At 67.5% G+C, this 25,363-nt stretch carries 21 protein-coding genes; 16 read left to right on the forward strand and 5 right to left on the reverse strand.

From position 1 onward, the window contains the following. Nucleotides 1–8 precede the first annotated feature (8 nt). The 10 genes from EYZ64_RS00290 (at nucleotide 9) to EYZ64_RS00335 (ending at nucleotide 13,964) form a co-directional block, all read left to right on the forward strand. The gene (locus EYZ64_RS00290; protein ID WP_135451349.1) at nucleotides 9–2,675 is read left to right on the forward strand and encodes a hypothetical protein; all 2,667 of its coding nucleotides are present in this window, start codon (nucleotides 9–11) and stop codon (nucleotides 2,673–2,675) included. A gap of 1 nt (nucleotide 2,676) precedes the next feature. Continuing rightward, complete coding sequence (locus tag EYZ64_RS00295) at nucleotides 2,677–4,776, forward strand: SaeA-related protein (RefSeq protein WP_135451350.1); 2,100 nt, start codon at nucleotides 2,677–2,679, stop codon at nucleotides 4,774–4,776. Further along, complete coding sequence (locus tag EYZ64_RS00300; protein ID WP_135451351.1) at nucleotides 4,773–7,262, forward strand: GAP1-N2 domain-containing protein; 2,490 nt, start codon at nucleotides 4,773–4,775, stop codon at nucleotides 7,260–7,262. Before EYZ64_RS00295 ends, EYZ64_RS00300 begins: the two co-directional genes overlap by 4 nt. Next, nucleotides 7,262–8,188 carry a hypothetical protein gene (locus tag EYZ64_RS00305; protein WP_135451352.1) on the forward strand — a complete coding sequence of 309 codons (927 nt, stop codon included), beginning with the start codon at nucleotides 7,262–7,264 and terminating at the stop codon, nucleotides 8,186–8,188. Before EYZ64_RS00300 ends, EYZ64_RS00305 begins: the two co-directional genes overlap by 1 nt. Nucleotides 8,189–8,219: 31 nt before the next feature. After that, nucleotides 8,220–9,377, forward strand: a complete 1,158-nt coding sequence (locus EYZ64_RS00310; protein ID WP_135451353.1) for a hypothetical protein — start codon at nucleotides 8,220–8,222, stop codon at nucleotides 9,375–9,377. Nucleotides 9,378–9,487: 110 nt separating this feature from the next. After that, nucleotides 9,488–10,411: a sensor domain-containing protein gene (locus tag EYZ64_RS31900; RefSeq protein ID WP_210115440.1), complete on the forward strand. Its 924-nt coding sequence runs from the start codon at nucleotides 9,488–9,490 to the stop codon at nucleotides 10,409–10,411. A gap of 1 nt (nucleotide 10,412) precedes the next feature. Further along, nucleotides 10,413–11,402 (forward strand): sensor domain-containing protein, encoded by a 990-nt coding sequence (locus EYZ64_RS00320; RefSeq protein WP_135451354.1) that lies wholly within the window; start codon nucleotides 10,413–10,415, stop codon nucleotides 11,400–11,402. A 50-nt stretch (nucleotides 11,403–11,452) separates the two neighbouring features. Continuing rightward, the gene (locus EYZ64_RS00325) at nucleotides 11,453–11,776 is read left to right on the forward strand and encodes a sensor domain-containing protein (protein WP_353653655.1); all 324 of its coding nucleotides are present in this window, start codon (nucleotides 11,453–11,455) and stop codon (nucleotides 11,774–11,776) included. Then, entirely contained in the window at nucleotides 11,773–12,873 is a 1,101-nt protein-coding gene (locus tag EYZ64_RS31905) for a sensor domain-containing protein (RefSeq protein WP_167857655.1), read from the forward strand. Before EYZ64_RS00325 ends, EYZ64_RS31905 begins: the two co-directional genes overlap by 4 nt. Before the next feature lie 29 nt (nucleotides 12,874–12,902). Next, on the forward strand, nucleotides 12,903–13,964 hold the full coding sequence (locus EYZ64_RS00335) for a sensor domain-containing protein (RefSeq protein ID WP_135451356.1): 1,062 nt from the start codon (nucleotides 12,903–12,905) through the stop codon (nucleotides 13,962–13,964). A gap of 125 nt (nucleotides 13,965–14,089) precedes the next feature. Here the strand turns inward: EYZ64_RS00335 and EYZ64_RS00340 are convergent, their stop codons facing one another. From EYZ64_RS00340 to EYZ64_RS00355, 4 genes are all read right to left on the reverse strand, one after another. Then, a complete protein-coding gene (locus EYZ64_RS00340; protein ID WP_135451357.1) occupies nucleotides 14,090–15,052 on the reverse strand; it encodes a DUF8017 domain-containing protein in 963 nt (320 codons plus the stop codon). 201 nt (nucleotides 15,053–15,253) lie between these two features. Further along, nucleotides 15,254–16,117 (reverse strand): glucose-1-phosphate thymidylyltransferase RfbA, encoded by an 864-nt coding sequence (gene rfbA / locus EYZ64_RS00345; protein WP_135451358.1) that lies wholly within the window; start codon nucleotides 16,115–16,117, stop codon nucleotides 15,254–15,256. Between the two features lie 98 nt (nucleotides 16,118–16,215). Further along, a complete protein-coding gene (gene ygiD, locus EYZ64_RS00350; protein ID WP_135459703.1) occupies nucleotides 16,216–16,989 on the reverse strand; it encodes a 4,5-DOPA-extradiol-dioxygenase in 774 nt (257 codons plus the stop codon). Between the two features lie 57 nt (nucleotides 16,990–17,046). Continuing rightward, nucleotides 17,047–17,700, reverse strand: coding sequence for a nitroreductase family protein (locus EYZ64_RS00355; RefSeq protein WP_135451359.1), 654 nt, complete (start codon nucleotides 17,698–17,700; stop codon nucleotides 17,047–17,049). Here EYZ64_RS00355 and EYZ64_RS00360 point away from each other — a divergent pair. From EYZ64_RS00360 to EYZ64_RS00380, 5 genes are all read left to right on the forward strand, one after another. Beyond that, nucleotides 17,699–17,938, forward strand: a complete 240-nt coding sequence (locus EYZ64_RS00360; protein WP_135451360.1) for a hypothetical protein — start codon at nucleotides 17,699–17,701, stop codon at nucleotides 17,936–17,938. The two genes, EYZ64_RS00355 and EYZ64_RS00360, sit on opposite strands and share 2 nt — an antisense overlap. Further along, nucleotides 17,938–19,875, forward strand: coding sequence for a SaeA-related protein (locus tag EYZ64_RS00365; protein WP_135451361.1), 1,938 nt, complete (start codon nucleotides 17,938–17,940; stop codon nucleotides 19,873–19,875). The genes EYZ64_RS00360 and EYZ64_RS00365 overlap by 1 nt, the downstream gene beginning before the upstream one ends. Continuing rightward, on the forward strand, nucleotides 19,872–22,331 hold the full coding sequence (locus EYZ64_RS00370; protein ID WP_135451362.1) for a GAP1-N2 domain-containing protein: 2,460 nt from the start codon (nucleotides 19,872–19,874) through the stop codon (nucleotides 22,329–22,331). Before EYZ64_RS00365 ends, EYZ64_RS00370 begins: the two co-directional genes overlap by 4 nt. Nucleotide 22,332: 1 nt before the next feature. Then, nucleotides 22,333–23,490, forward strand: coding sequence for a hypothetical protein (locus EYZ64_RS00375; RefSeq protein ID WP_135451363.1), 1,158 nt, complete (start codon nucleotides 22,333–22,335; stop codon nucleotides 23,488–23,490). Nucleotides 23,491–23,573: 83 nt separating this feature from the next. Further along, a complete protein-coding gene (locus EYZ64_RS00380; protein WP_135451364.1) occupies nucleotides 23,574–24,077 on the forward strand; it encodes a pyridoxamine 5'-phosphate oxidase family protein in 504 nt (167 codons plus the stop codon). Here the strand turns inward: EYZ64_RS00380 and EYZ64_RS00385 are convergent. Continuing rightward, nucleotides 24,074–25,042, reverse strand: a complete 969-nt coding sequence (locus tag EYZ64_RS00385; RefSeq protein ID WP_135451365.1) for a pirin family protein — start codon at nucleotides 25,040–25,042, stop codon at nucleotides 24,074–24,076. The genes EYZ64_RS00380 and EYZ64_RS00385 overlap by 4 nt on opposite strands. A 45-nt stretch (nucleotides 25,043–25,087) precedes the next feature. On the opposite strand from EYZ64_RS00385, the gene EYZ64_RS00390 reads away from it, so the two are divergent. Further along, on the forward strand, nucleotides 25,088–25,351 hold the full coding sequence (locus EYZ64_RS00390; RefSeq protein ID WP_135451366.1) for a DivIVA domain-containing protein: 264 nt from the start codon (nucleotides 25,088–25,090) through the stop codon (nucleotides 25,349–25,351). Nucleotides 25,352–25,363 lie beyond the last annotated feature (12 nt).

Raw genomic sequence — 25,363 nt, forward strand, 5'->3', positions numbered from 1 at the left:
CGACGTCCATGGGAACACAGCCCCCGGCACCGCCGCGGGCGTTGACCGTACTGCTGGCACCGCCGAAGCACACCGAGGAAATCCTCGCGGTGCTGGCCGACTACTCAGCGGTCGGACTGCTCCACCCGTTCGCCTGGGTGGCAGCAGAAGACGTGGGCGGTCCCTCCACCCCGGCCACTATGATCCAGGACGGCCAGGCCAGACCCGTTGTGCTGCAACAGCTTCTGACCGGTGAACGTTACGACCGGATCCGGATCACGGTCTTGGTGCCGATCGAGGCGCCCAGCGCCGAGCGGGTACCGCTCGAAACGGAGCAGGCGGTCGAGCAAAGTGTGCGCAGCAGCGCGATGGGGTCACCGATCAGCCTCCTACGACTTCTGATCACCCCGGGAAACTCCGCTCCGACCACACCGGATCTGGCGTTGGTGCTGGAAGGTTGGCACAACCTGCTGATCGCACCGGAGGATTCGGCCGCGCCCGGACTCGGTGCGGTGCCGTGGAACCGACTCACCGATCCAGCCGACGTGGCCCAACAGACCGCGCCGGTGGTGGCCGGCATCAGCGGTCTGTGGGCCGGGTTGGACCGGAGCCCGTTCGACGCTCTCGAGATCCTGCCCGGCCAGACGGTGCGGGCCGTCAGGGCCTTCTACCGCAGGCTGGACAGCACTGCCGTCGAAGAGAGCTTGCGCACACACCTTTTCGACCCGACCGGTCGGCTGCCCCTGCCGCAGGGCGGTCAGGTCCCGGTGGTCTACATCGAAGACGTTCCCACGGCGACACAGTCCATGGCCCGCGCGTTGTGGACCAAACACCGCGACGTGCTGCGGGGACCGCGCCTGGCCGTTGACGCCGGCCCGACCCAGACGATCTCCATCTGGGCCGCGATGAAGATGTTCCTCAAGTTCATGGCCACCGCGCTGCGCAGGGCCCCGTCAGCCTGGCTCTCGGCCGTGATGGGTTCGGTCACCTCGGCGGTGGCCAGCACCGTGCAGGGCACCGTGTTCGGGCGCACCGACTCGGCATTCGCTGTGGTCGCCGACGCGACGAAAGCCGACTGGCAGGACCTCAACCGCAGCGCAGAGACACTGCAGACGGCACTGAACGGCGGTCAGGACGGGCTCGTCCAGCAGCAGGATCTGACCGGGTTGTGGACCGACTTCGCCAACGGCGCACTGACTTTGGCCGACGGGGGCCGGAGGGCGGCCGGGCTCGACCCCATCGCGGTGGGTTCTGCGGTCGGCGTGGTGTTCAACGCCGAGGACGTCGTGCCCAGCCCGGCCGGTCATTTCCGGGGCATCCCGACCTCACTGGCAGCGGTGATCGGCGTCGGTGAGGTCGAGGGCGCCGACGTGCTCGGCGCGGCCAACGTGCGCGAACGTCTGCAGAATGCCTACTCCGATCCAGCCGCCGGGGTGGAGGCGCGCAACACCGGTACCGAGTTGGATCGTTGGCAGGCAGCCGCGACCCGGAGCTACGCCTGGCAGGTGAGCTCGGTCCTGGCCGATTTCATGCAGCGGGCCCGGTCCGAGGTGACCGACATGGTGTCGCAGATCCAGGCGATAGCCAACCGCGATGCCGTCGACGAGCGCCTTCGGGAACGCCAGGCCGTGATCAGCATCATCCTGCGAACGTTGACCGTCGCGGTGTTCGTGGTGCTGCTGGCTTTGATCGGCATCGCCGCCGCCGACTGGGTGAGCTGGAAGTTCGCCCTGAGCACCGGCGCCGCGGTGATCCTCATCTACATCCTCGTTTCGTTGGCGCTGTTCCTTCTGAGTCAGCGAGATCTGTTCGCCGAGATGAACTTGCGAAAATCTCAGCAGCACCAACTCGAGATGATGCACGCCAATCTGCGTACCGCCGTGCAGGATCTGAGCCGGATGACCTCGGCTTACGGACAGCTGCTGGCCTGGTGCAGGACGTTGGGGACGGTGCTGCGGGCGCCGTTTGGGCCGCCGCCGCCGAGCCAACGCGCCGCGGGCTTTCTGGTCGACGGACTGCCCAGGTCCACGCAGGTCGGCATTGCCACGCCGTCGCCGGATCAGGCTGACAACGCGGTCCACGGGATCCAGCGGAGGCTCTATTCGCTGGGTTGGCTGACGAAACCGTGGGAAGACATGCTGGCCGAGGCCGCCGCCCGCCTGCGTGAGGAGCCCATCGCGCTGTTTCGGCAGCCCGGGGTGGGCACGTCATCGGGCCTGGATCAGTGGTCGGCGGCCGTGATGTCCGGGCGGGTGCGTCCGACCGGGGCCGACGCGTTGTGGGCCCGGGTGGAGCAGATGTTCACCGACGAGGCAGCGGGCCGGCCCGGTGCCCTGTCCGATGCACTGACCGGCACGGTGCGGGTTCCGACGATCGGCCGTGACATACCGGCCCAGCAGTTCAATGCGGGGTTCGTCGATCACCGACCGGATCGGGCAGCTCCGTTCGACTCGTCGCTGTTCACCAACGCCGCGGTCACCGCCGGGCGGTCCGGGGTGGCCATCGACGAAGCCGTCGTGGTCCGCGGCGGGCTGGGATATCGGGCGGTGGTCGTGCAGGCCAGCGACGGGCTCCCGCCGTACAATTTTGCGTTGTTCGAGATACCGGTTGCCATCGCCGGTGGCGACGACGACCCGACGACCATGGTCCGACGCACCGAACTTGATGTGCCGCCAGGGGAGGACATGGTGTTCTGACATGCCGGATTCCAGTCCTGAGTCGTCTCACACCGATGCTCCCGACGACGCCGACCCTCGGTTGGCGCCGCTGTTGGCTTGGCGCCAGCAACTCATCGACTCCGGCGCGGTGGCCCCCCGCAGTTTCAAGGAGGCACACCTTCGTCTGGTGCTGCGGTCCGGCCGCACCGAAGTCGAGGAGATCCGGGCCATGTTGCCGGGGTCGGCAGCCGAGCACGCCGACGAAATGGCGCGGGTGCTGTCCGAACTGGCCGACGCATCCCCCCAGCAGGCCGGCTTCAGCGCCAGACACCGGGTTCCCGAGGCGGCGCCCGCCGCTCAACCGGCAGCCGGGTCCTTGCCGCCGTCGGTTTCCGAGCCCGCGCTCGAAACCCCGGCCCCCACGGCCGAGATCGCTGTGCCACCTCCCACCGAAGCACCTTTGACCGCAGCCGATTTCGCCGCGTTCACGTTCACCCAGCAGCCGCCGCCGGTGCATACCGTCGCGCTGCGGCGGGGTGTAACTCATGCCGGTCTGGAGTTGAGCTGGCCGGCGCATCAGGGTGCGGGCGCGGTGGTGCTCTATCGGCTGGTCAGCAGTGAGGACAACCCGCCGTATTCACCGGACCGGGCCGATCTGGTGGCCGCATCGGCCGGCACGGTCGCCACCGACGCCCGACCGCTGGTCGCGTCCGCACGGCACTATCAGGTCTGGGTCAATCTCGGCGCGACCAAGGACGAGGCGCTGGCCGCGCAGCCGATCCTGCATGCCGCCGGCGTACTGGTAAGTCCCATAAGAAATTTCGTCATCCGCGAGGATGCCGGTCGGGTGATCGGTCAATGGAGCGTGGCCCCGGGGGTCACCGCTGTCTACGTCTACCGGGTGCCCGCCGCCGACATCGCCCGCGACGGACCGCAGTACCGGATCCTCGCGGGCACCGACAACCTCACCGGCTTCGTCGATACCGAGGCGGTTCGCGGTGAGCGCTATCAGTATCGAGCGCGGTGCGCGGCCACCGTGGAGGGTGTGCTGCGGCTCTCGGAGGCGGTCGAGGCGGACGTCGAGGTATCCGCAGTGCTCGCACCGGTCACCGATCTCGCGGTGGTCAGCGGTGTCGATGCCGGCGCGTTCGACCTGACCTGGACACCGCCGGCCGGCGGCAAGGTGGTCATCTACCGCACCGAGAGCGGCCCGAATGCGGGCGCAGACGCCGGGGAACTTCCCGAGGATGCCCTCGAGCAGGTCGGCTTGGGACCTGAACTGAGACTCACCCAACCGGTGGCCAACCGGACGGGTCCGGACGGGCGCCCCCAGGCGCTGCTGGCCGGGGTGTCCTGGCCGACCGGGTGGAGTCGTGCCTACCTCACTCCGGTGACCATCCTGGCCGGCCGGGCCCTGCTGGGCCGCACGCTGTCGTCGGTACGCACCGGCAGCATCAAGGACATCGAGCTGGCCGAGTACTGCAACAAGCAGGTGCTGACCTTTGACTGGCCCGACGGCGCGGCGGCTGTCGTCATGCACCTGGCGCCGAAAGGCCATGATCCACGCGCAGGTTTGACGGGTAAGTCCTTCGAGATTTCGTTGGAAGAGTACGAGAAATACGGCGGCATGCAGTTGACCGGCCAGCTGCCGGTCGGCGGATGCTCGCTGCACCTGGCTCCGGTCGCGTTCTCCGGTGGCCGCCGGGTCACCGGCGCGGTCGCGAGCGTCGAGTACCACGGTCTGCTGCGATTGCAGTACGCCGTGCGCATCGGCAGGGATCCGCACGGATATCCGACGACCGCCACCATCGCGCTGCGCTCGGAACATGATCTGCCGGGCTCTCCGGCGTTCGTTCTGGTGAACAACCCGCAGCGGATTCCGCTCAGTGTCCACGACGGTCAGGCCGTTGACGTCGCCCCGATGGATGCCCAGGGCCAGATCGCCGAGCGCCCCTCCAAGGAGTTGCGGTGGAAGGCATTGACCACCACCGGTTCCGGGGAATTGTGGGCGGCGAACGTGCAGGGCCTACAGGGCTGGGTGCGGATGTTCGTCAACACCCCGTCGGCGGAGCGTCTGCGCGTCATCGCCCTGCTCGATCCGCCGGTGGCGAGCCTTCGACTCACGGCGCCGACGCAGTGACGGCGCGTTACGGTCAACTGGCCTATACCTCTTACGACGCGGTCGGTGCGGCTGGTGGCTGGCAGGTCAAACAGCGCACCGGCGCCCTGACAAGCGACGAGATCGCGGCGCTCATCGCCGGGGTGCGCACGGTGTTCCGCCCGGTTGAGGCTTTGCCCCCGTATCCAACGGCCGAACAGCTCGAACAGAGACCGCGCCGGCTGGCCTTCGGGCGACCGGACAACGACACCGCGGGGTACTGGCACACCGTCCCGGCAGGAACGGACAGCACCGGTCGCCCCGGCAACGTCTTCGCTCACGTGGTACTGGACCGGATGCCGTTCAGGGCACCGCATGTCCGGCCGATCGAGTTGTGGCAGTCCGGCGGCTGGGTGTGCCCGTTCGGCGCCGCGGCGGTGGCCCGCGCCGAGATCGGTGATACCCCACCCGCCGCGGGTTCCGTGGTGACCCGGGACAGTGTGGTGGCCTTTGCGCTCGATGCCCGCACCTGGCGGTTGGCGACACTGTTCGTTCTGCTCGACGCCGTGGCGGCCGCCCTCGACGGTGGTGCGCCGGTGGTGCTCGGTACGCAGTCGCCGGATTCGGCGGCCCAGTGGATCGGCGTGGTGAGTTTTCTGATGTCGGCGGGCACCGCGGCACGACTGACCTTCTCCACCTTCGACCGTGCCGATCAGGTGACGCTGGCCCTGCAGAGCGGTCAGTTGCTGACCGCGGTCCCGATCGTCGACCTCGACGCGATCCCCGCAGGTGTGACGGTGATCAGCGAGATCGAAGAGGTTTGGCTGGGCGAACTCGACGGAGCACCGCACCGCACGGCCGGTGGGCATGCAGTCGAGGCCACCGCGTGGTCGGCGATGGCTCAGGTCGCGCTGCTCGACCCCCACTCGGCGCGACGTCTACTCGATGACATCGACCGGGTGGCCGCCCAGGTCGTCGATCAGGGTTTGCATCCGGCCTGGCCGATGGCGATGGCGATCGCGGGGAGTCCCGAGTTCGCCGACGCCGAAGAGGAAGCACACGAGGTCATCGCGGGGCATTCACCGCTCGATGTGCCGGCCGGATCGACAGCGGCCGCAACGATATTCGGTGTGTTCTCGTCGGTGGTCGGGGCCAGTACCGCCGATGCGTGGCGAGCGGTGCAGGAGCTGCCCGACGGCCCGGCAGCTCAGTTCGCCGACGCCACGTATCTGAGCCGGGCGATCGCCGACGACACCTGGCTGGCTCAGATCGGCCCGATTCCGTTGGGCCCGAGGTCATTTCACGGAAGACCAATTCCGGGGCAGGTGAAAGACGCGATCGGTCCTGCGCTCACGGCGGCGCGCGAGCAGGGCCCCGAACGGGAACTACGGGTCGTGGATCTGTTGTTGCGGGCCGGTATCGCCGACGCGCGCCTGAACGCGGCGTTGAACAACGACCTGCTGCCTCTCCTCGACGATCCGGTGCGCGGCCCCAAGCTGCGCCAGCGGATCGACGTCGACGGTCGGTTGGCGCTGGCCACGACGGTGTTGCAGAGCAGCGGTGACGTCGAGGGCAAGGCGATCAGCGACAGCCTGCTCGATTGGTTCGCCGACGCGACGCCCTTGCCCGGTGCCGATGAACTGGCCGGTGCACAACCGTGGGACCGCACCTGGATTCGGGCGGCGATGCACGGCCTGCGGACCACACGCCGGGGACTGGCCCGGCCCGGGGACGCCGGGGCCTGGCTGTGGTGGCTGCGGGCCACGGGTTCGCCGGACTTCGAGGACACCGTCGCGGCGTCGGTATGGGACCCGGCCGACCTGCAATTGGCCTTCGGAACGGAACCGGTGCCGGGACCCGCCGCGATCCGCACGCTGCTGGGCGCACCGGATTCCGCCGCGCTCACGGATCTGGCCGGCAAGGTGATCGACGGGAACGGCGATGCCGGCGCAGTCGCATGCGCCGCGGTGCGGCACGTCGACCCGTGGGCGTGGATGCAGCAGCGGTATGTGGAAACTCATCACAGTGCCTACGGCCCACTGTGGGAAAAGGCGATGCTGACGGTGGAGCGTGGACTGGTGCACCACGATTTCGAGGCGCGCTTGCTGACGTTCGCCGTGCTCGGTGTGATCGCGGCGCAGCCGTATCCGGCGATATGTAATGCCCTGGCCTCCGACGCCGCGCTCGGCGGCGAGGCGGTGGCCCGGGCGTGGCCGCTCATCGAAGGCAATGAGATTGCACCGCAGGCGGTCATGGCGGTCAGTCTGGTGAGCACTGCCGCGGCTGAGGACAGCGAACGGTTACCGGATCCGGTCGACGAACTCGTCGGTCAACTCGCGCAGCGGGCCGCCGCCGGGCTTGTCGAAGACGACACCCTCGTCGAGGGGGTCACCGTGCTGATGACGCAGCTGTCCGGAGACACGTCCGACGGGGCCCAACGTCGGTACCGCAAAATGGTGAGCAAGATGCTGGAACGGCGGGGCGATACACCACCGTCTCTGGTGGCGAGATTACGGGGGAACCGCTGATGCCGATCTATGTGGTGGGTGCACGCAACCAGCGTGTGCAGATTCCGAATCAAGCGCTGGCCGTGTCGATCACCGGCGCCGTCGGCGGGGCCGCGCTCGAGATACAAGGTGGCCCCGAGCAACCGATCGTCCGCTCGACGGCCCACCACGTGTTGCTACCCAGCCTGACGGGACAGGTCACGGTGTCCGTCCGCCCGGTCGGCTCCGAACGGTTCGGTCCTGATTCGGTCATCCACCTGGCGATCGCACATGACAACCCGGGTGACGTCGACCCGGTCCAGGTGATGTTCGACCCGGTCGATGTCAGCGGCGACACGGGAGTGACTTTCGCCGCGCTGCAACCCAAGGGCAGTCAGATCGACATCGCGGTCAGTGCTGTCGCCGACACGCCGTTGAGTCCACTCGCCACGGCTGCCCGCAGTTCGGCCCGCAAGGTGACCGGCCGGGGCCCGCAGGAGTCCCACGGCGCGGTGGTGGTGGCATTCGACTGTTCGGCCTCGATGCGGCCGTGGTTTGCCGACGGCAGTGTTGCGGCCGCAACCGACATCGTGGTCGGCGTCGCCGACGCCGTCGGGGTACGCGAAGTCTCGGCCGTGCTGGTCGGTGCGGAGGTGACCCAGGTCGACGCGGTGGGCACTGCGGATTTGGCCGGTGCCCTCCGCAAGGTGCAGCCACGGTGGTCGGCGGGAGCTCGCTGGTCCCGGCTGGCACCAGGATCGGCGCGGACGGTGGTCTGTGCGGATTTCCCGACAGGCTCTGTGCTGCAACGATTTCCGGTGATCGCGCTGTCCAACGACAGACGTCTCGATGCAGCAGGCGCACGGCTGCCGTCGCCCCGGCCGGGCAATGAGGCCAGTGACGAACTCCTGGCACATCCTCCGGTCCTGGACCGGATCACCGCCAACCTGGTGCGAGCGCTGACGTGAGCTTCAGTGACGAGCCGAAGATGGACCGCGTATGAGCAAGTGCCCGCGTTGTTTTTCTCTTCTGAACCCGAACCAGCATCTGTGGACGTTGTCACCGCAGGCGAACGGGGCCCGCTACCGCGACGACATCGCCTCGGCGTATCTGGGTGCACCCGCTGAGTGCGGTCCGCTCTACACCTGGACCCGCCCCCCGGGGCACAACGGTCCGCCGCCACCGACGGCCGAAGCCAGCAGAGCACTGCAAGGACCCGCGGTCGAGATCTGCCTGGTGTGTCACTACACACTGCCGGAGGGCTGGCGCCAAGGCCACGCCATCTGCATCGCCATGGCCGGGGCCCGCGCCACCGGCAAGAGTCTCTACATAGCGGTGCTGGTGAAGCAACTGGAACTGCTGTGTGAGCAACTCGGGGTGTCGATGGAGCCCGTCACCCGGGCCACCGCCCAGGCTTACGAGACCAACTACGAGTCGCCGTTGTACGTGCAGCGCGGGTTGATCCCGCCAACCCCGACGGTGCTCACTCAGGCCTCCAATCAGCGTGAGCCGCTGATGTTCTCGATCGGTGTGTGGCACGGGGTGCGCCGGTTCCTGGTGCTGCGCGACGTGGCCGGTGAGGACATGGAATCGGGCGATCTGCACACTCCGCCGTTCCGGTTCTTCGCCAACGCCGATGCGGTGTTCTTCATGTTCGACCCGTTGCGGGTCAAGGCGATTCGCGACCAGTTGCAGGATCTGCTGCCGGCGCAGATGTTCAGCGGGGGCGATCCGCGCTCGGTGCTCAACAACGTTCTGATGGCCGTGGGGCCGGGACAACCCAAGCTCGCGGTCATTCTCTCCAAGTTCGACGCGTTACGGGTGCTGCGTGACGTCGAGGGCTCCGAGTGGAGCCTGATCATGTCCAACCCCGGAGCCGCCTACTCGCGGGACACCTCGGACGGTCCGCAATACGACGAAGTGGGCGGGGAACTCATGCATGAGGAAGTCCGCAGCCTGCTGACCCGATTGCACGGCGGAGCCATCGTCGCGGCTGTCGAGAATCCGTCGACCGGGATTCGACTGCACCACCGGTATTTCGTGGTGTCTGCCCTCGGCCAGCCGCCCAGTGGAAACCGGCTGCATTCCCGGGGCATTGCGCCATTCCGGTGTGCGGACCCGATCCGCTGGGTGACGTCGAGTTTCGGGGTGCTCTAGCAGTGACTTTCGGGGGACCTTGGGAAGATCCGTTCGGGGGGCAGGGTGTACCGCCGCACCCTGTCCAACATCCGGCTGGGCCGCCGCCGCTGCAGTATGCGCCGCCGCCGATGCAGCAGCCGGGTGCCGGTGAGCACAACACCTTGTCGACGCTGTCGGTGGTGTTCGCATTCGTGTTCGCTCCGGCGGGGGCTCTGCTCGGCCACCTCGGCCTGGCACAGGTGCGCCGCACCGGCGAGCGTGGGCGGGACCGTGCCATGGTCGGCCTGACGCTGTCGTATTCGTTCATTGCCTTGGCGGTGGTCGCCCTGGTGGTGTGGATTGCGGTGCGAGAACCACATTCGACGTCGACGACGGTTGCGAAAGACGTCACCACGACGTCTCCGGCTGTGGCCCAGTCGACTTCGGCCACGGCGGTGCCGAAGCCTCCACCGCCGCCGCCACGGATCGAGGCGGCGGGGATGGCACCGCTGTTACCCAGCGTCGACGAGATGCGAGCGATCACCGGCAACCAGGAGCTGGCCGACAACCCGCCCGACGATCCCCCTGAGATAGGTCTTCCGGACACCCAGACCTACGCTCCGGTCGAGTGTGCCGGTTCGTTCAGCGTCTTCACGCCGCGGCCGTACGAGAACAGCGGCTACCGGAACCTCGCCTGGGCCGTTCAGGCACAGAAACCGAAGGTGAACATGCAGGCGGTGGAAGGGGTGGCGATCTTTGACGACGCCGCCGCCGCGCAGCGGGCACTGGCCAATTACGTTCAGATCTGGCGTGAATGCAACGGCCGGACTCTTACCTGGGCGTTCACCAATGAAGGCCGGTCGGCGAACTTCACCCTCGGTGGCCCAGAGGACGGTGGCCCGGGAATCACCGGACTGCGCAGCGCAAACCAGGGACCCCAAGGAACGGTGTGGATGGTGCGGGCGATCGGCGCCAAAGCCAATGTTCTCGTGGACGTACAAATCCTGGGCGTGGGGTTGACCGACGAGGCCAACAGGGTCGTCCGGCAGATCTTCGATCGGATCCCAGGCTGACATGACATACGGAGGGGGGACCGGCGACCCGTTCGGCGGTGCGCCATTCGGGCAGCCTTACGGGCAGCCGCCATACGGCGGACCGCCCGTCATTCCGTCATCCCCGCCGCCGCCGAGCGCCGAGGTCAACACCTTCGCGACGCTTTCTGTGCTGTTCGCGTTCCTCTTCGCCCCGGCCGGGGCTGTGCTGGGTCATCTGGGACTGTCGCAGATCAAACGCACCGGCCAGCGGGGCCGCGACCGCGCGTTGATCGGCATCGTGCTTTCCTACACATTCATCGTGCTCCTGGTTGTGGGGCTGGTGGTGTGGGCGGTCTTGGCGCACAACGGATCCAAGGCGAACTCGAGCGTCACCACGTCGCCCGCTGATTCCACGCCGAAGGTAAGCACAGCCCCCACCAGCACGGTGAAACCCGAGCCGAAGGTGACATCTGCGGAACTGCGCGGGTTGTTGCCGAACCTCGAGGAGCTGCGCGTCATCATGAAGGCGCCCAACTTGACCGCCAGCCAAGTCCAGTTCGGCGTCATCGATCAGCATGGGGACGTGACGCCGGCCGAATGCACTGCGTCGCTTTATGGCATGGCGCCAGAGGGATATGCGGGCACCGACTACGTGAGCGCATACGCCACATCGGCGGAAGAGACAACCGCCCATCTGGTCACCGGGCAGGGAGTGGTCGCCTTCGCTGACGCGAAGGCCGCTCAAGAGGCGTTCGCCCGTTACGTGGACAGGTGGCGCCAATGCTCAGGCCGGGAGCTGACGGTACCGACCAAATCGAGTCCGATGGTGTTCAATTCGGGGCCGGTGGAAGACGTCGGTGGCGGAGTGACGACTCTGCTCAACGTCAGCCCTGGATCCCCGGAGGTATTCACCTTCCGGGCTATCGCCGTCAAATCCAACGTGATGGTAGATACGCAGTTCCTCGCGTGGGAACAGCGTGACGATCACATCACCATCGCCCGCCGCATCCTCGATCGGATCCCGGGCTGACATGACCTTTGCAGGGGGGACGCCCGACCAGTTCGGGCAGCTGCCGCACGGTGGCCCGCCGATCTTTTCGGCGCCACCACCGGCAGGTCGCGCAGATCTTGGAAGTGTCGAGAAGGTGCGCCGGGCAGGTCACCTTGAAGTTCAACGACGGGAGCCGCACGGTGCTCTATGAAATTGGCCCCACCACCCGCGCTACGCGTGATCCGTCGATCACGATGGTGAGCAGCACGATGGACGGATCATCGAAGTTCCTCCACGTCCGGGTGGTGGCGGCAAAGGCCAAAGTGGTGGTCGATGCGCAGGTGTTCGGGGGGAACCTCGGTGACAGCGGTGAGAGTATCGCCGCCGAGATACTGTTGCGGATCCCCGCATGACCCACGGAGGATTTGGCGATCCGGGGGATCCGTTCGGCGGGTCCGGTGACCCGTTCGGCGGTACTCCGTTCGGGCAGTATCCGGGCGGGCAGCAACCCGGCGGACAGTTTCCGGGCGGGCAGCAACCCTTCGGCGGACCCCCGATCGTCTCGGCACCGCCGCCGGCGCCGCCGAACGCGCCGGTCAATACCTTCGCGACGCTGTCACTGGTGTTCGCTTTCGTATTCGCTCCGGTCGGGGCGGTGCTCGGCCACCTCGGACTGTCGCAGATCAAGCGGACCGGGCAACTAGGACGCAACCGCGCGTTGACCGGCGTGATCCTGTCCTACGTGGTGATCACCGTTGCCGTTGTGGCACTGGTGGTTTGGGCCGTGATCCCTGGTCCGGCGGAAACTCCGGTGGCAGGTCCGAGTTCCACCGCCGCGTCCGCGCCTGGTACGACGTCCTCGCCCACCCCGACCACCACGCCGCCGCCGGCGGCGCCCGTCGTGACCGAAGCGCAGTTTCCGGGACTGCTGCCCAGCCTCGACGAGGTCAAGGCGGAGGTGAATCCGCTCAGCAGTACCTACGGTGCCACCGACATGACCACCTGGAATTCCCTCCCGCAAGACGCCTTCACTCCGGCGGGCTGTATGACCGCCATCGCCGCAGGCGCGGTTGATATGTACGAAAACAGTGGTGCGATAACAACATTGACCCGTTCGATCAACGGCCTGCCGGTCAAGACGATGATTCAGCTGGGCGCGATCGACGAACGGATCACGTTGTATCCCGATGCCGCGTCGGCCACCGCCCAAGCCACGGCGATCGAGCAGCGGTGGAACGGATGCGTCGGCCAGGTCGACCACTTGGTGGGTGCCACCCAGCTGACTTCGAAGTATCAGATCGACCCGGTGACCAGAGCTGCGGTTGATCCCTCGATAGCGGTGCTGAGAGGCACGACCTTGGACGGGCCGCAGTTGCTTGTGAACACCCCGATTGTCCGGGCTGTCGCAGCCAAGAACAACGTGGTCGTCGACGTGGTGGTGGCGTTCGGTGCGGATCCCGGCCGCGACGCGGAGACGCTGGCCGCCAAGATTCTGTCGCGCATTCCGTGACATCTCATGAAAGACAGGAAGATTCCCGTATGAACCAAGGACCGAGCGACCCTTTCCAGAGCGGTGGAGGTGGCTGGCCGGGTGGAGGCGGCCAGCCCGAACCGCCGCAGTCACCCTGGGTCCCGGCGAACCCCCAGCAGGGTTCGGCCCCACCGGCGTGGGGAGCCGGATCGCCTTCTGCCCCGCCGCCGTATCCGCCGCCGCCTCCTGTCGGTACGCAGTGGCAGGCCGGTCCGGCAGGTCCGTGGAACGCACCGCCCATGATGAACGGGCCGTACACCCCGCCGCCCAGCAACAAGACGCCGTGGATCATCGGAGGTGTGATCGGCACGGTGCTCCTGCTCTTGGTGGTGATCGTCGTGGTGGCGACCAACCTGACCGGCGGGGATGACACGACTGATCGGGCCGGCGCGACCAGCACCACCAGCGCGCGGGCATCGGGGTCCAAGACGACGTCACAGAGCCCGGCGACCACCTCGACATCGGCGGCGGCACCCGGTGCTGACGGCAAAGTGGAGGCATCCGAGTTGCAGGGTGTGCTGTTGTCCGTCGAGGAGATCGGCAAGCGGCTGAAGGCTCCGGGTCTGACTGCCGGACCTGTTGAAACTTCTCTGTCCACCGATCCGGTCACACCGCCGAATTGTGCGGGTGTGTGGGCTCCAGGTGCCGAATCAGCTTATGCTGGTACGGGTTACACGGACGTAGTTATCCAGATGGTGCAGGCTGGGCCGGCGGCCCAGGCGGTTCAGGCCGTGGTGCTGTTCCCTGACAACGCGACCGCGGAGGCTGCGTTCCAGAAACAGCTCAGCGGATGGCGTGGCTGCCGTCCCGGCCCGATCAACGCCACCTACGAGGGGCTGGGTGCCGACACGCTCAAACTCGGTGGCGTCGGATACGACGCGGCGGAACAGTTCATGAACTTGAGCATCTTCACCGATATCACCGGAGCTGCCGATGCCATCGGCTGCAGTCGCGGCTTGGCCCTGCGGGTGAATACGATCGCCGACGCTAGGGGATGCTCACGTGACAATCCGACGGCGGGGTTCAGCTTTGCTCGTGAAATCGGCGAAAAGATCACCGGCAAGCGCTGACTGGTCCAGGGAGGTTGTCCCGCATGGTTTCGGGGCAACCTGTGCCACAAGTGCAGGCCTCCGGGTGTGACCCCGGAGGCTCCCCGCCGGTCAGCCGTACCGGCCAACCTCCGTGGACATCGCGACTAGCTGGCCCGATTCAGCGTTCCCACCAACTGGTCGATCAAGCCAGGATCCGGTGCACCGGGATAGCCCTGCTCCAGCGAGACGACAAACAGCACCGACCCGGGTTGGCCGGGGACGGTGGTGGCGACCATCGAGTGCAATGCTGAAGTGCCGGTGCAGTTGTCTCCCTCGATCCCGGTCACGGTCGCCACGATCTGGACAGCAGGTGTCCCGCCCACCGTGAAGTTGCGGGGTGGGCTCAGGGAAACCGATGGCACCACACCATTTTTGGAGGTGTAGATGTCGGCGACCAGCTGCGCTTCTCCCTGCACTGCTTCATTGATATCGGGCGTGTTCTTCGCACCGGGAACGCCCGTGACCCCTCGGCTGCCCTTGGGGCACTGCTCGTTGGGAATCGAGGTCGAACCGCTCATGGTGCGGATCGGGCAGTAGCCGAAAGGCCCGTCGGAGCAGGGCTTTTCCCAGCCCACCATGTCGGTGCAGGCATTGACTTCCCAGTTGCCGGGTACGGCGTAGTTCAGGGCTCGCGGGCTGGCCACCGGATTCCACCCTGCGGGAGTCTGCGGTGTGGCAGTGGGGACACGTCCCTCGCACGCCGCCGGCGCCGCCGGTGCCGGCGAGCTGCTGGAAGCGGTGGAGGTCGGTGCGGTGGTGGTACCGGTGGGCTCATCGGTCGCCGCGGCCGAGGTGGTGGTGGCAATGCCAGCGGTGTCGTTGCCGCGGGAGTTGAACCCCCACAGCGCCAGGCCGACCAGGAGAGTGATCGCAACGACTCCCGCGACGGTGCCGACGATCAGCGGCGTGCGGCTCCGCTTGGGTGGTTGGTCGGCCGGAGGCGCTTCGCCGTAGCCGGACCATCCGGGGATCGGCTGGTAGTAACCGCCCGGGCTCGGCGTCTGCGGCGACTGATAGTTTTCGAACGGATCTCCCGGCGGTGGGTTCCATTGCGGTGGATAGGTCAAGACTGCCCCCTCTTCGACGGTGTCGGCTCCATGGCTGTGACCAGCTATCGGCTGGCAGGAGGCGGAGGGTCGACGTTATCGACGCCGGACTGATCGGGCACAGTCCCTCCTGACCCGGTGTGGTCGTTCACCGAATTATAAGTGACCTGATTCGGCCTTCCCGGCGCCAGATTTTCGGCTATCGGTGCGTGATGACGCCGGCTATCGGCGCAACAGTTCCAGCAGATAGTCGCCGTAGCCGGATTTGGGTAGTTGCTTGGCGCGGGCGGCCAGCTGATCGTCGTCGATGTAGCCGGCCCGCCACGCGATCTCCTCTGGCACACCGATTTTCAGGCCCTGGCGCCGCTCGATGGTGCGTACGTAGTCACTGGCGTCCAACAGCGAGTCGAACGTGCCGGTGTCCAGCCACGCGGTGCCGCGGGCCAGAACCTCGACCGTGAGTCGGCCCTGGCTCAGATAGGTCTGGTTGATTCCGGTGATCTCGTATTCTCCGCGGGCCGATGGACGGAGCGATCGCGCGATCTCGATGACGTCGTTGTCGTAGAAGTACAGTCCCGGCACGGCGTACTGAGATTTGGGAACGGCGGGCTTCTCCTCCAGGGACAGCGCCGTCCCGTCCGGGCCGAACTCGATGACCCCGTAGGCCGTCGGGTTCGCCACCCAGTAGGCGAATATCGCTCCGCCGTCGACATCCTGGAAGCGCCGCAGGCTCGTGCCCAGCCCTGGGCCGTAGAACAGGTTGTCGCCCAACACAAGTGCCACGGTGTCGGTGCCGATGTGCTCGGCACCGATGACGAATGCCTGGGCAAGGCCCTCGGGCTGCGGTTGCACGGCGTAGGTCAGGTTCACTCCGAAGGCAGAGCCGTCTCCGAGGAGGCGCTGGAAAGCCGGGGCGTCGACAGGCGTGGTGATCACCAGGATGTCGCGGATGCCGGCCATGATCAGGGTGGACAGCGGGTAGTAGATCAGCGGCTTGTCGTACACCGGTAGCAACTGCTTGCTGACGCCCATGGTGATCGGATGGAGTCGTGTGCCGGAGCCCCCGGCCAGAATGATTCCGCGCACGTTTCCTACACCCCGACGGCGTTCGCCGGCTTGTCATGGCCCAACACGCCCGTCACCATAGCGTGCCGACCCGCGCGGGTTCGGCGAAACGGGCGGCGTCAACGCAGCAGGTAGGACGCCATGGACAGCGAACCGTAGGTGTATCCGGTGACCAAGGTGTCCAGGTTACGTGCGGAATCGGTTGCGGCACCGGCCAGACCGGCGAAGTAGAGCAGCGGGATGAAGTGATCGGGGGTGGGAACCGCGTCCGCATGGTCCGGGTGCGCTTCGAGGGTGAGGATGTCGGCGGGGGAGTGGATGAGTTGTTCTCTGGCGGCCTCGTCAAAACGCTTGGCCCAGCTGTAGCCGTCCTGGGGTCGGGCGGGATCCATGGCTGCGAGGTTGTGCACGATGTTGCCGCTGCCGACCACCAGCACGCCGCGTTCACGTAACGGCGCCAGCTTCGCGCCGAGCTGCAGGTGATACTCGGACGTCTGATTGGCATTGATGGCCAGTTGCACAACGGGTATCGACGCGTCGGGAAAGGCGTGCACCAGCACCGACCAGGTGCCATGGTCGATGCCCCAGCTGTCCACGTCGGCCCCGACCCAGGTCGGGTGCACCGTATCGCCGACCTCTTCGGCGAACTCAGGCAGTCCCGGCGCCGGGTACTGGATCGCGAACAGCTCGCGGGGAAATCCGTAGAAGTCATGGATGGTGCGGGGACGGGGCATCGCGGTGACCGCGGTGGCGTTGATGTACCAGTGCGCGCTCACCACCAGAATCGCCCGCGGTCGCGGCACGGACTGACCGAAACTGCGCCAGGCCGCGGTGAATCGATTGGACTCGATCGCGTTCATCGGGCTGCCGTGACCGATGAAGGCGGCGGGCATCAGTCCGGGTGCTGTCATACCCATGGAGAACCTCCTCCGGATGCCGCGGATTCCAGCTTAGGGCGCGGGGTTGTCCCAGCGGTCCAGGCAGACCAGCTCCTCGACCGGGCGACGGCGGACCGGTCCGTGGGAACCTCGCGGCCAACCGATCACGACGTGGCCGGCCAGCATCCAGTCCTCGGGCACGCCGACGGCCTCGCGCAGCAGTTGTTCACCGCCGTACGAGGCCCAGCTGGTCAGGCAGGCACCGAGACCCTGGGCCCGCGCGGCGAGCAGGAAGTTCTGCATGGCCGGAAAGATCGAGCCGCCGAGCAGCAGTTCCGAGGCCGTCGGAAAGCGCTGCTGCGTGAACAGCACCGAGGTGAACTCGCCTGCCCGGTCGTGCAATTCATAGGTGGCGCGATTGGTCCGGGCACGCCGGCTGGTGTCGTTCTCGGCGGGCCGGGTCATGCCGTAGACCGGTTCGATCACCGCCAGGGCCTGAGCGGCCGCCCTCGCCACCACTGCGCGCTGCTCGGCTGACCGCAGTACGACAAATCGCCAGGCCTGCGCATTCGCGCCCGAGGGAGCCCAGACCGCGGCCTGCAGGCAGCGGGTCAGCGTTGCGTCGTCGACCGGTTCGTCGGTGAACCGGCGGATGGTGCGTGACGTCGACATCACTTCCCACACGTCGTCGCTGGCACGGCTCGCAGAAGAGCTGGAAGATGACATGGCCCCCCTCGGATCGCGATTCGCCGGGATGTGCCGAACTTATGTGGTGGACGGCGTCGTCATGGCAGCGGGCCCGGGCTCACCATGTGGCGGTGACGGGGCCGCTGCTGCGGTAGCGTTGCCGGGTGTGCAGGCCAGCGAGGGTCTGACACCTCAGGAGTTCGCACTGTTCGAGCTGCCGGAGCAGGTCATGCGGAGCGATCCCGATGTGCCGTCCGGCGGGGATTTGGTGTTCTGATGCCCGATCTGTATCCCGTCGACGATCCGGACGACGCGGATCCGCGACTGGCGCCGCTGCTTGCGTGGCGCCAGCAGCTGGTCGACTCAGGCGCGGTGGCGGCACGCAGCTTCAAGGAGGCGCATCTGCGCCTCGTGCTGAGGTCCGGACGCACCGATGTCGAGCAGATCCGCGAGATGTTGCCGGGTTCGGTGGCCGAGCATGCCGAAGAGATGGCCCGGGTGCTGGCCGAGCTGGAAGCCGGGACCCCCACCGGTACTTCGGAAACTCCGTCGCCGCCTCAGGCCGGAGCCGCGGACGTGCACGCCATTTCGTTCCGTCACGGTGAATCCCGGCCCGATGTCGTGGAATTGAGCTGGCCGGACTATGAGGCCAACGGGGGCGTGGTGCTGTACCGGGTGGTCAGCGCCGAGGACCGGGCACCCCGGTCATCCGAGAACGCCGACCTCGTTGCGGCAACCCCGTTGTCGGCGGCAAGCGATGACCGGCCGTTGACCGGTCCGGTGCGCTACTACCAGGTGTGGGTGATCACCGGAACCTCGCGCGCGGACGCCCTGAGCACCCGTCCGGTGCTGCACGCCGCCGGGGTGTTGGTGGCCCCCGTCGGCGACGTGTCCGTCAACGAGGACACCGGCCTGGTCATCGGACAGTGGACGGCACCACCGGCGACCCGCGCCGTGCACGTCTACCGGCTCCCGCTCGACGAGGCCGGCGACGTCGAGGACGACGAGGCGCGGTACCGGATCCTGACCGACAGCGACAACATGGCCGGGTTCGTCGACGCCGGTGCGGTGCGCGGTAAGCGTTACCGCTATCGGGTGCGGTGCGCGGTCGACGTCGATGGTGCGGTCATGCTTTCGCAGCCGGTCGACACCGATGTCGAGGTGTCGGCGGTGCTGGCCGCGGTCACCGACATCGATGTCGACACCGCGTTCGACGGTGAATCGTTCGACGTGTCGTGGGCGGCGCCGGGGGCCGAGGTCGCCCTCTATCTCAGCCAGACCGGTCCGAGTGCCGGCGGTGTCTCCACCGAGCTGCCCGAGAATGCCCTCGAGCAGGTCGGGCTGACGCCGGACCTGAGGCTGCGGCATCGGGTTGTCGATCAACCGCAACCAGACGGCAGCCACCGCACCGTCATGACCGGGGTGCCCTGGCCGCAGGGCTGGAGCCGGGCCTGTGTCACCCCGGTGACGATCCTGGCCGGACGCGCCGTGTTGGGCCGCACCGTATCGGCGGTGCACACCGGCACGATCGGGGACATCGAGCTCGTCGAATACTGCAACAAGCAGGTGCTGACCTTCGATTGGCCCGACGGTGCGGCCGGCGTGGTGGTGACGCTGGCGCCCAAGGATCACGATCCCCGGACGGGTCTGACCGGCAGGACTTTCGAGATCTCGCTGGAGGAGTACGAGAAGTACGGCGGGCTACACCTGACCGGTGCGCTTCCGGTGGGTGGATGCTCTCTACATCTGGCGCCGGTGACGTTCTCGGGCGGGCGCCGAGTGACCGGGCCGGTGGCCAGTATCGAATACCCGGGCCGGTTGCGACTGCAGTACGCGGTCCGGATCGGCCGCGACGCAGGCGGATTCCCCACCACGGCCACCGTCGCCGTGCGTTCGGAATACGACGTTCCGGGGTCGCCGTCATTCGTGTTGGTCAACAATCCTCAGCGGCTGCCGTTGAGTGCGCACGACGGTCAGCCGGTCGACGTGGCGCCGCTCAACGCGCAGGGGCAGCTCGCCGATCAGCCGTCCAAGCAGCTGCGCTGGACCGCACTGACCGCTTCCGGCGAGGGCGAACTCTGGGCCGCGAATGTCAGCGGCCTGCACGGGTGGATCCGGCTGTTCGTCAACATTTCCGACCCGATCCAATTGCGCACCGTCGCACTACTGGACCCTCCGGTAGAGACTCTGCAGTTGACCGTGACGGTGCTATGACGACGCGGTACGGCCAGCTTGCCTACACGTCGTTCGATGCGGTCGGGACCGTCGGCGGTTGGCAGGTGAAACAAACCGGCGGTGACCTCACGCCCGCGGAGACCCAGGCGCTGATCTCCGGCGTCCGTACGATCTTCCGTCCGGTGGGCTCGGTGCCGGATTTCCCCACGCCGGAACAGCTCGAGCAGGGCCCGCGCCGGCTCGCCTACCGTCACCTCGGCGACGGTGCCGGCTTCTGGCACACCTGCCCGGCGGGGTCGGACAGTACGGGCCGTCCCGGCAACGTCTTCGCGCATGTGCTGTTGGATCGGGCGCCTGACACCCACCCGCGGTCGCGGGCCATCCAGTGGTGGCGGGCGCCGCACTGGCTGCAGCCCTACGGGCCGGCCGCGGTGGCTCGCGCGGAGTTGCCCGGAGAACTGCCCCAGTTGGGCAGCGCGGTGACGAAGGACAGCGTGGTGGCCTTTGCCCTTGACCCCACTGCCTGGCGACTGGCCACGCTGTTCGCCCTGCTCGACGCGGTGGCCGCGGCACTGGCCGGCGGCCCACCGGTGGTGCTGGGCGTGCATTCCCCGGATTCGGCGGCGCAGTGGATCGGCCTGGTGAGTTTTCTGATGTCGCCCGGTACCGCGGCAGGTCTGAGCTTTTCGACCTTCGATCGTGCCGAGCAGGTTGCGCCGCACAACGGCCAGGTGCTCAGTGCGGTACCGCTCGAGGACCTCGATGTGATCGAACCGGGCATGGTGGTGATCAGCGAATCCGAGCCGGTGTCGATGGGTGAACTTGGTGGTGATCCACACTGCACCGCGGGCGGGCATCGCATCCGGGTGACCCGCTGGTCGGTGATGTCGCAGGTGGTGCTGCTCGATGTGGCGTCGGCGCGACGTGTGCTCGAGGACATCGACGCGTTGTCCAGCCAGGTCCGCGACGACGGACTGCACCCCGCCTGGCCGATGGCGATGGCGGTGGCCGCGCGCCCGGAGTTCGCCGACGCGCACGTTGAAGCGCATGAGGTGATCGGCGCACATTCGCCCTCGGGCGCGCTGGTGGGGTCCGAGGCGGCGCACATCATCGCCGACGTGTTCTCGGCCGTGGTGGGTGTCACGACGGCCGACGCCTGGCGGGCCGTGCAGGAGTTGCCGGACGGGGCCGGCGCGGCGTTCGCCGACGCTACATACTTTGCCCGGGCGATTGCTGATGACGCGTGGTTGACGCAAAGCGGTCCAATCCCATTGGGGCCGAGAATGTTTCACGGGAAACCACTGCCTTCGTTATTGCGGAAGGCGATCGGGCCGGCCCTGGAGCGTAGCCAGGACCAGGGGCCTGCCCGGTTGCTGCGGGTCGTTGACCTGCTGTTGCGGGCCGGGGTCGCCGATGATCGGCTGCGGGCGGCGCTGACCGGTGGTGTGCTGCCCGGCCTGGCAGATCCGGGGGTGCGGGCCCTGATCGGTGCCGCGGACCGGCTGTCGCTGGCGGCGTGGTTGCTGCACGAGGGCGACGCCGAGGGCAGCGCGATCGGTGATGACGTACTGGACTGGCTGGCCGACGCGGCCCCGCTGCCCGAGCGCGAAGAGCTCGCGGGGGCCCGGCCGTGGGATCCGGTGTGGATCCGTGCGGCACTGCGCGGACTGCGGTCGCAGCGGCGCGGGCCGCAACGCACGGGTGATCTCGGTGCGCAGTTGTGGTGGCTGCGGACGACGGCGCCCGGGCACTTCGCCGCCGTCGCCGCGGCGTCGGTCTGGGATCCGGCGGATCTGCTGCTGGCGATCGGTACCGAGCCGCTGCCCAGGATGGCCGCGCTGCGCACCCTGGTCGGGGCTGCGGACTCGGTTGCGCTGCACCTGTTGGCCGGCAAGGTGATCGAGGACAACGGCGACAACGTGGCGGTGGCCTGTGCCGCCGTACGACACATCGAGCCGGGGGAGTGGCTGCATCAGCGTTACCTGCACACTCACCAGAGTTCCTATGTGCCGCTGTGGGATCAGGTGTTGGCCGGTCTGGAGCCGGGTTCTGTGCACCCGGATTTCTCGGTGCGGCTGCTGGCGTTCGCGTTGTTGGGCGTACTTTCCGGTCAGCCGTATCCGCAGGCCTGCAATGAGTTGGTCGCCGAAAACGCTTGCGGCACACAGGCGGTGGCCCGAGTGCTGCCGCTGGTCGACAGCGGCCAGTTGGCGCCGGTGACGGTGGTGGCGATCGGCCTGTTGCGGACCGCGGTGGCCGAGGCCACCGCGCAAGTTCTCGACCCGGTGGATCAGCTGGCTGGGGTGCTGGCCGGACAGGTGGCGGCCACCATGTCCGGCGCCGACGCGGAATCCGTGGTGGTGTTGATGGCGCAGTTGTCGGGCGATTCCTCTGAGGGGACGATGCGCGGATACCGCAAAATGGTGAACAGGCTGCTGACGCGGCGGGGTGAGCAACCGTCGCTGGCGGAGCGACTGAGGGGGAGCCGGGGCTGACATGAGCAAATGCCCGCGGTGCTTCACCCCGCTGAGCCCGAACAACCACCTGTGGACGCTGCCGGCCCAGGCCGGCGGCACCCGCTACCGCGACGACGTCGCCTCCGCCTACGTGGGTGCACCCGCCGATTGCGGCCCGCTGTACACCTGGACCCGCGCGGCCGGCTATCACGGCCCGCCGCCGCCGCCGTCCGAGGCCAGCCGGGCGCTGCAGGGAGCCGCGGTGGAGATCTGCCCGGTCTGCCATTTCACGCTTCCCGAGGGCTTCCGGGAAGGGCACGCCATCTGCATCGCGCTGGCCGGCGCGCGTGCGACGGGCAAGAGCCTCTACATCGCCGTGCTGATCAAACAGCTGGAATTGTTGTGCGAGAAGTTCGGTGTCGTGCTGGAACCGGTCACCCGCGCCACTGCACAGAACTACGCCGCCAACTACGAGGGCCCGCTGTATGTTCAGCGCGGTCTGCTGCCGCCCACTCCGACGGTGCACACGCAGGCCCCGAATCAGCGTGAGCCACTGGTGTTCTCGGTCGGTGTGTGGCACGGGGTGCGCCGGTTCCTGGTGCTGCGTGATGTCGCAGGCGAAGACCTGGAGAACGGTGACCTGCGGGCGCCGCCCTTCCAGTTCTTCGCCCACGCCGACGCGGTGTTCTTCATGTTTGATCCGTTGCGGGTGAAGTCGATCCGTGACCAGTTGCAGGATCTGCTGCCGCCCCAGCCGTTCATCGGCGGGGAGCCGCGCTCGGTGCTGGGCAATCTGCTGTTGGCGGTCAACCCGGGCCAGCCCAAGCTGGCGGTGATCCTGTCCAAGTTCGATGTGCTGCGCGCGCTGCGCGACGTGCAGGGTTCGGAGTGGGCGCTGGTCATGTCCAACGGAGGAGCGGCGTTCCTGCGCGACACCTCCGACGGCGAACACTACGACGATGTGGACGGCCGGCTGCTGCACCAGGAGGTGCGCAGCCTGCTGGTGCGCTTGCACGGCGGAGCGATCGTGTCGACCGTGGAGAACCCGTCGGCCGGTGCGCGGTTGGCCAGCCGGTTCTTCGCGGTGTCGGCGCTGGGGCATCCGCCCACCGGAAACCGTCTGCACGCCAGGGGTATTGCGCCATTCCGGTGCGTGGACCCGGTGCGCTGGGTGACCTCGCAGTTCGGCGTGTTCTGACCGAACGGTCCGGTTGGCGACCGCGTCGGTGAGCGGTTGAGGACGCGTGGCTATGGTGAGCTGACCGAGCAGAGAGGTGACAGGTGGGCAAGAACGAGCGCACGAAGATCGTCATGAGCGACGACGAGATCGCCGAATTCGTCGAACGCAGCCGAACCGCGACGATGGCCACGGTGCTGTCGAGCGGCCGACCCCACCTGGTGGCCATGTGGTACGCGGTGCTCGACGGTGAGATCTGGTTCGAGACCAAGGCCAAGTCGCAGAAGGCGGTCAACCTGCGCCGCGACCCGACGATCACGGTGATGATCGAAGACGGCGACACCTACAACACGCTGCGCGGCGTGTCGATCGACGGCACCGCCGAGATCGTCGACGACCCGGAAACGATTCTGCGCGTGGGCATCAGCGTGTGGGAGCGCTACACCGGGCCCTACACCGAGGAGATGCGCCCGTTCGTCGACCAGATGATGAACAACCGCATCGCAGTACGGGTGGTGCCCACTCGGCAGCGCAGCTGGGACCACCGCAAGCTCGGGCTGCCCGAGATGCCGGTGGGCGGCAGCACCGCGCAATACTTGAACGTCTAGCCCGAAGGGCGCGGGCGCGGCTTGAGCCGGCCATTGGGCAAGGGCGGTGCGGGTAGCCGCGCGATGTGGCCTTCGTACCCCTGCACGTCGCCGAACCGTGCATCGTTGGCCTGCCACAGTTCTCGGTAGGTGGCGATGTCGTCGTGGCTGCGGCCGACGAAGTTCCACCACATCACCAGCTCCTCGGTGAAGGGTGGCCCGCCCAGCAGGATTGCCCGGGCCGGAGCGTCGCCGCGGTTGGCCAACTGCAGCTGCGCGCGCCCCGGGGCCTGGTAGGCCAGATCGGCGACCGCCAGGGTGGTACCGCACACCTCGATCGCTCCCTGGTCGAGCAGCACCCCGTGTTCGAAGGCCGGGTCGACATCCAGCGTCAGCACCGCACCCGGAACCAGGTCGATCTGCGCGCCCAACAGTGGCGTGAAGGTGTGCACCGGCGACGATGAGTCGGCAAGCTCGCCGAGGAACACCCGGATGGTCGCGCCGCCGACGGTTTGTGGCGGCGGTGCGTAATGGGCGAAGTCGCGGTCGGTGTCGCGGGCGACGTCGGGCAGCGCCACCCACAGCTGCACACCGTGAAGGATCGTGGTCTCCGGCGTCGAGACCTCCGAGTGGCAGATTCCGGCGCCCGCAGTCATCAGGTTCAGCTCGCCGGGACGCACCATGGCATGCACTCCTGCACTGTCGCGATGCTCGATCAGCCCGTCGAAAAGCCAGCTCACCGTTTGCAATCCGGTGTGCGGATGGGGCGGCACGTCCATGCCTCTGCCGGCAGTTCGGACGTCGTGCGGACCGTAGTGGTCAGCGAAACACCAGGCGCCGATCATGGACCGGTCCCGCTGCGGCAGGGTGCGACGGACGAGCATCGCGCGCGGGCCGCCCAGCGGTACCTCGCGCGGGTGCAGGACCCCGGTGAACTCCGAGTTGGCGCACGTGACTTCGGCAGGCGCCGTATCGGTATTGCTCATGAACCTCACGGTAACCGCGTTCGGCCGGGACCACGCGCGGTTAGCATGACCGGCATGACCGGGGGATTGACTGCCGAAGATGTTCGCGGCGCTGAGCTTTCGAAACCGCCGCTGGGTAAGCGGGGCTATGACAAGAAGTCGGTCGACGACTTCCTGGCGTTGGTGGCCCGCCGCCTCGACGGACGCGGGCACCTCGATGCCGATGACGTCCGCAATATCGCGTTCCCCAAGCCGCCGCTGTTTCAGCGCGGCTACGACGAGGACGAAGTGGATGCTCTTCTCGATGCGGTGGTCGCCACGCTCCAGTAGGAGCCGAAGGAA

It is taken from the genome of Mycobacterium sp. DL99, assembly GCF_004762045.1.
Classification (GTDB): Bacteria; Actinomycetota; Actinomycetes; order Mycobacteriales; family Mycobacteriaceae; genus Mycobacterium.

Bases quoted from the DNA above. Each gene is read 5' to 3' on its own strand.
- EYZ64_RS00290 (WP_135451349.1), top strand. From the start codon at position 9: ATGGGAACACAGCCCCCGGCACCGCCGCGGGCGTTGACCGTACTGCTG.
- EYZ64_RS00295 (WP_135451350.1), top strand. From the start codon at position 2,677: ATGCCGGATTCCAGTCCTGAGTCGTCTCACACCGATGCTCCCGACGAC.
- EYZ64_RS00305 (WP_135451352.1), top strand. From the start codon at position 7,262: ATGCCGATCTATGTGGTGGGTGCACGCAACCAGCGTGTGCAGATTCCG.
- EYZ64_RS00310 (WP_135451353.1), top strand. From the start codon at position 8,220: ATGAGCAAGTGCCCGCGTTGTTTTTCTCTTCTGAACCCGAACCAGCAT.
- EYZ64_RS31900 (WP_210115440.1), top strand. From the start codon at position 9,488: ATGCAGCAGCCGGGTGCCGGTGAGCACAACACCTTGTCGACGCTGTCG.
- EYZ64_RS00320 (WP_135451354.1), top strand. From the start codon at position 10,413: ATGACATACGGAGGGGGGACCGGCGACCCGTTCGGCGGTGCGCCATTC.
- EYZ64_RS31905 (WP_167857655.1), top strand. From the start codon at position 11,773: ATGACCCACGGAGGATTTGGCGATCCGGGGGATCCGTTCGGCGGGTCC.
- EYZ64_RS00335 (WP_135451356.1), top strand. From the start codon at position 12,903: ATGAACCAAGGACCGAGCGACCCTTTCCAGAGCGGTGGAGGTGGCTGG.
- ygiD (WP_135459703.1), bottom strand. From the start codon at position 16,989: ATGCCCGCCGCCTTCATCGGTCACGGCAGCCCGATGAACGCGATCGAG.
- EYZ64_RS00360 (WP_135451360.1), top strand. From the start codon at position 17,699: ATGGCCCCCCTCGGATCGCGATTCGCCGGGATGTGCCGAACTTATGTG.
- EYZ64_RS00355 (WP_135451359.1), bottom strand. From the start codon at position 17,700: ATGTCATCTTCCAGCTCTTCTGCGAGCCGTGCCAGCGACGACGTGTGG.
- EYZ64_RS00365 (WP_135451361.1), top strand. From the start codon at position 17,938: ATGCCCGATCTGTATCCCGTCGACGATCCGGACGACGCGGATCCGCGA.
- EYZ64_RS00370 (WP_135451362.1), top strand. From the start codon at position 19,872: ATGACGACGCGGTACGGCCAGCTTGCCTACACGTCGTTCGATGCGGTC.
- EYZ64_RS00375 (WP_135451363.1), top strand. From the start codon at position 22,333: ATGAGCAAATGCCCGCGGTGCTTCACCCCGCTGAGCCCGAACAACCAC.
- EYZ64_RS00385 (WP_135451365.1), bottom strand. From the start codon at position 25,042: ATGAGCAATACCGATACGGCGCCTGCCGAAGTCACGTGCGCCAACTCG.
- EYZ64_RS00390 (WP_135451366.1), top strand. From the start codon at position 25,088: ATGACCGGCATGACCGGGGGATTGACTGCCGAAGATGTTCGCGGCGCT.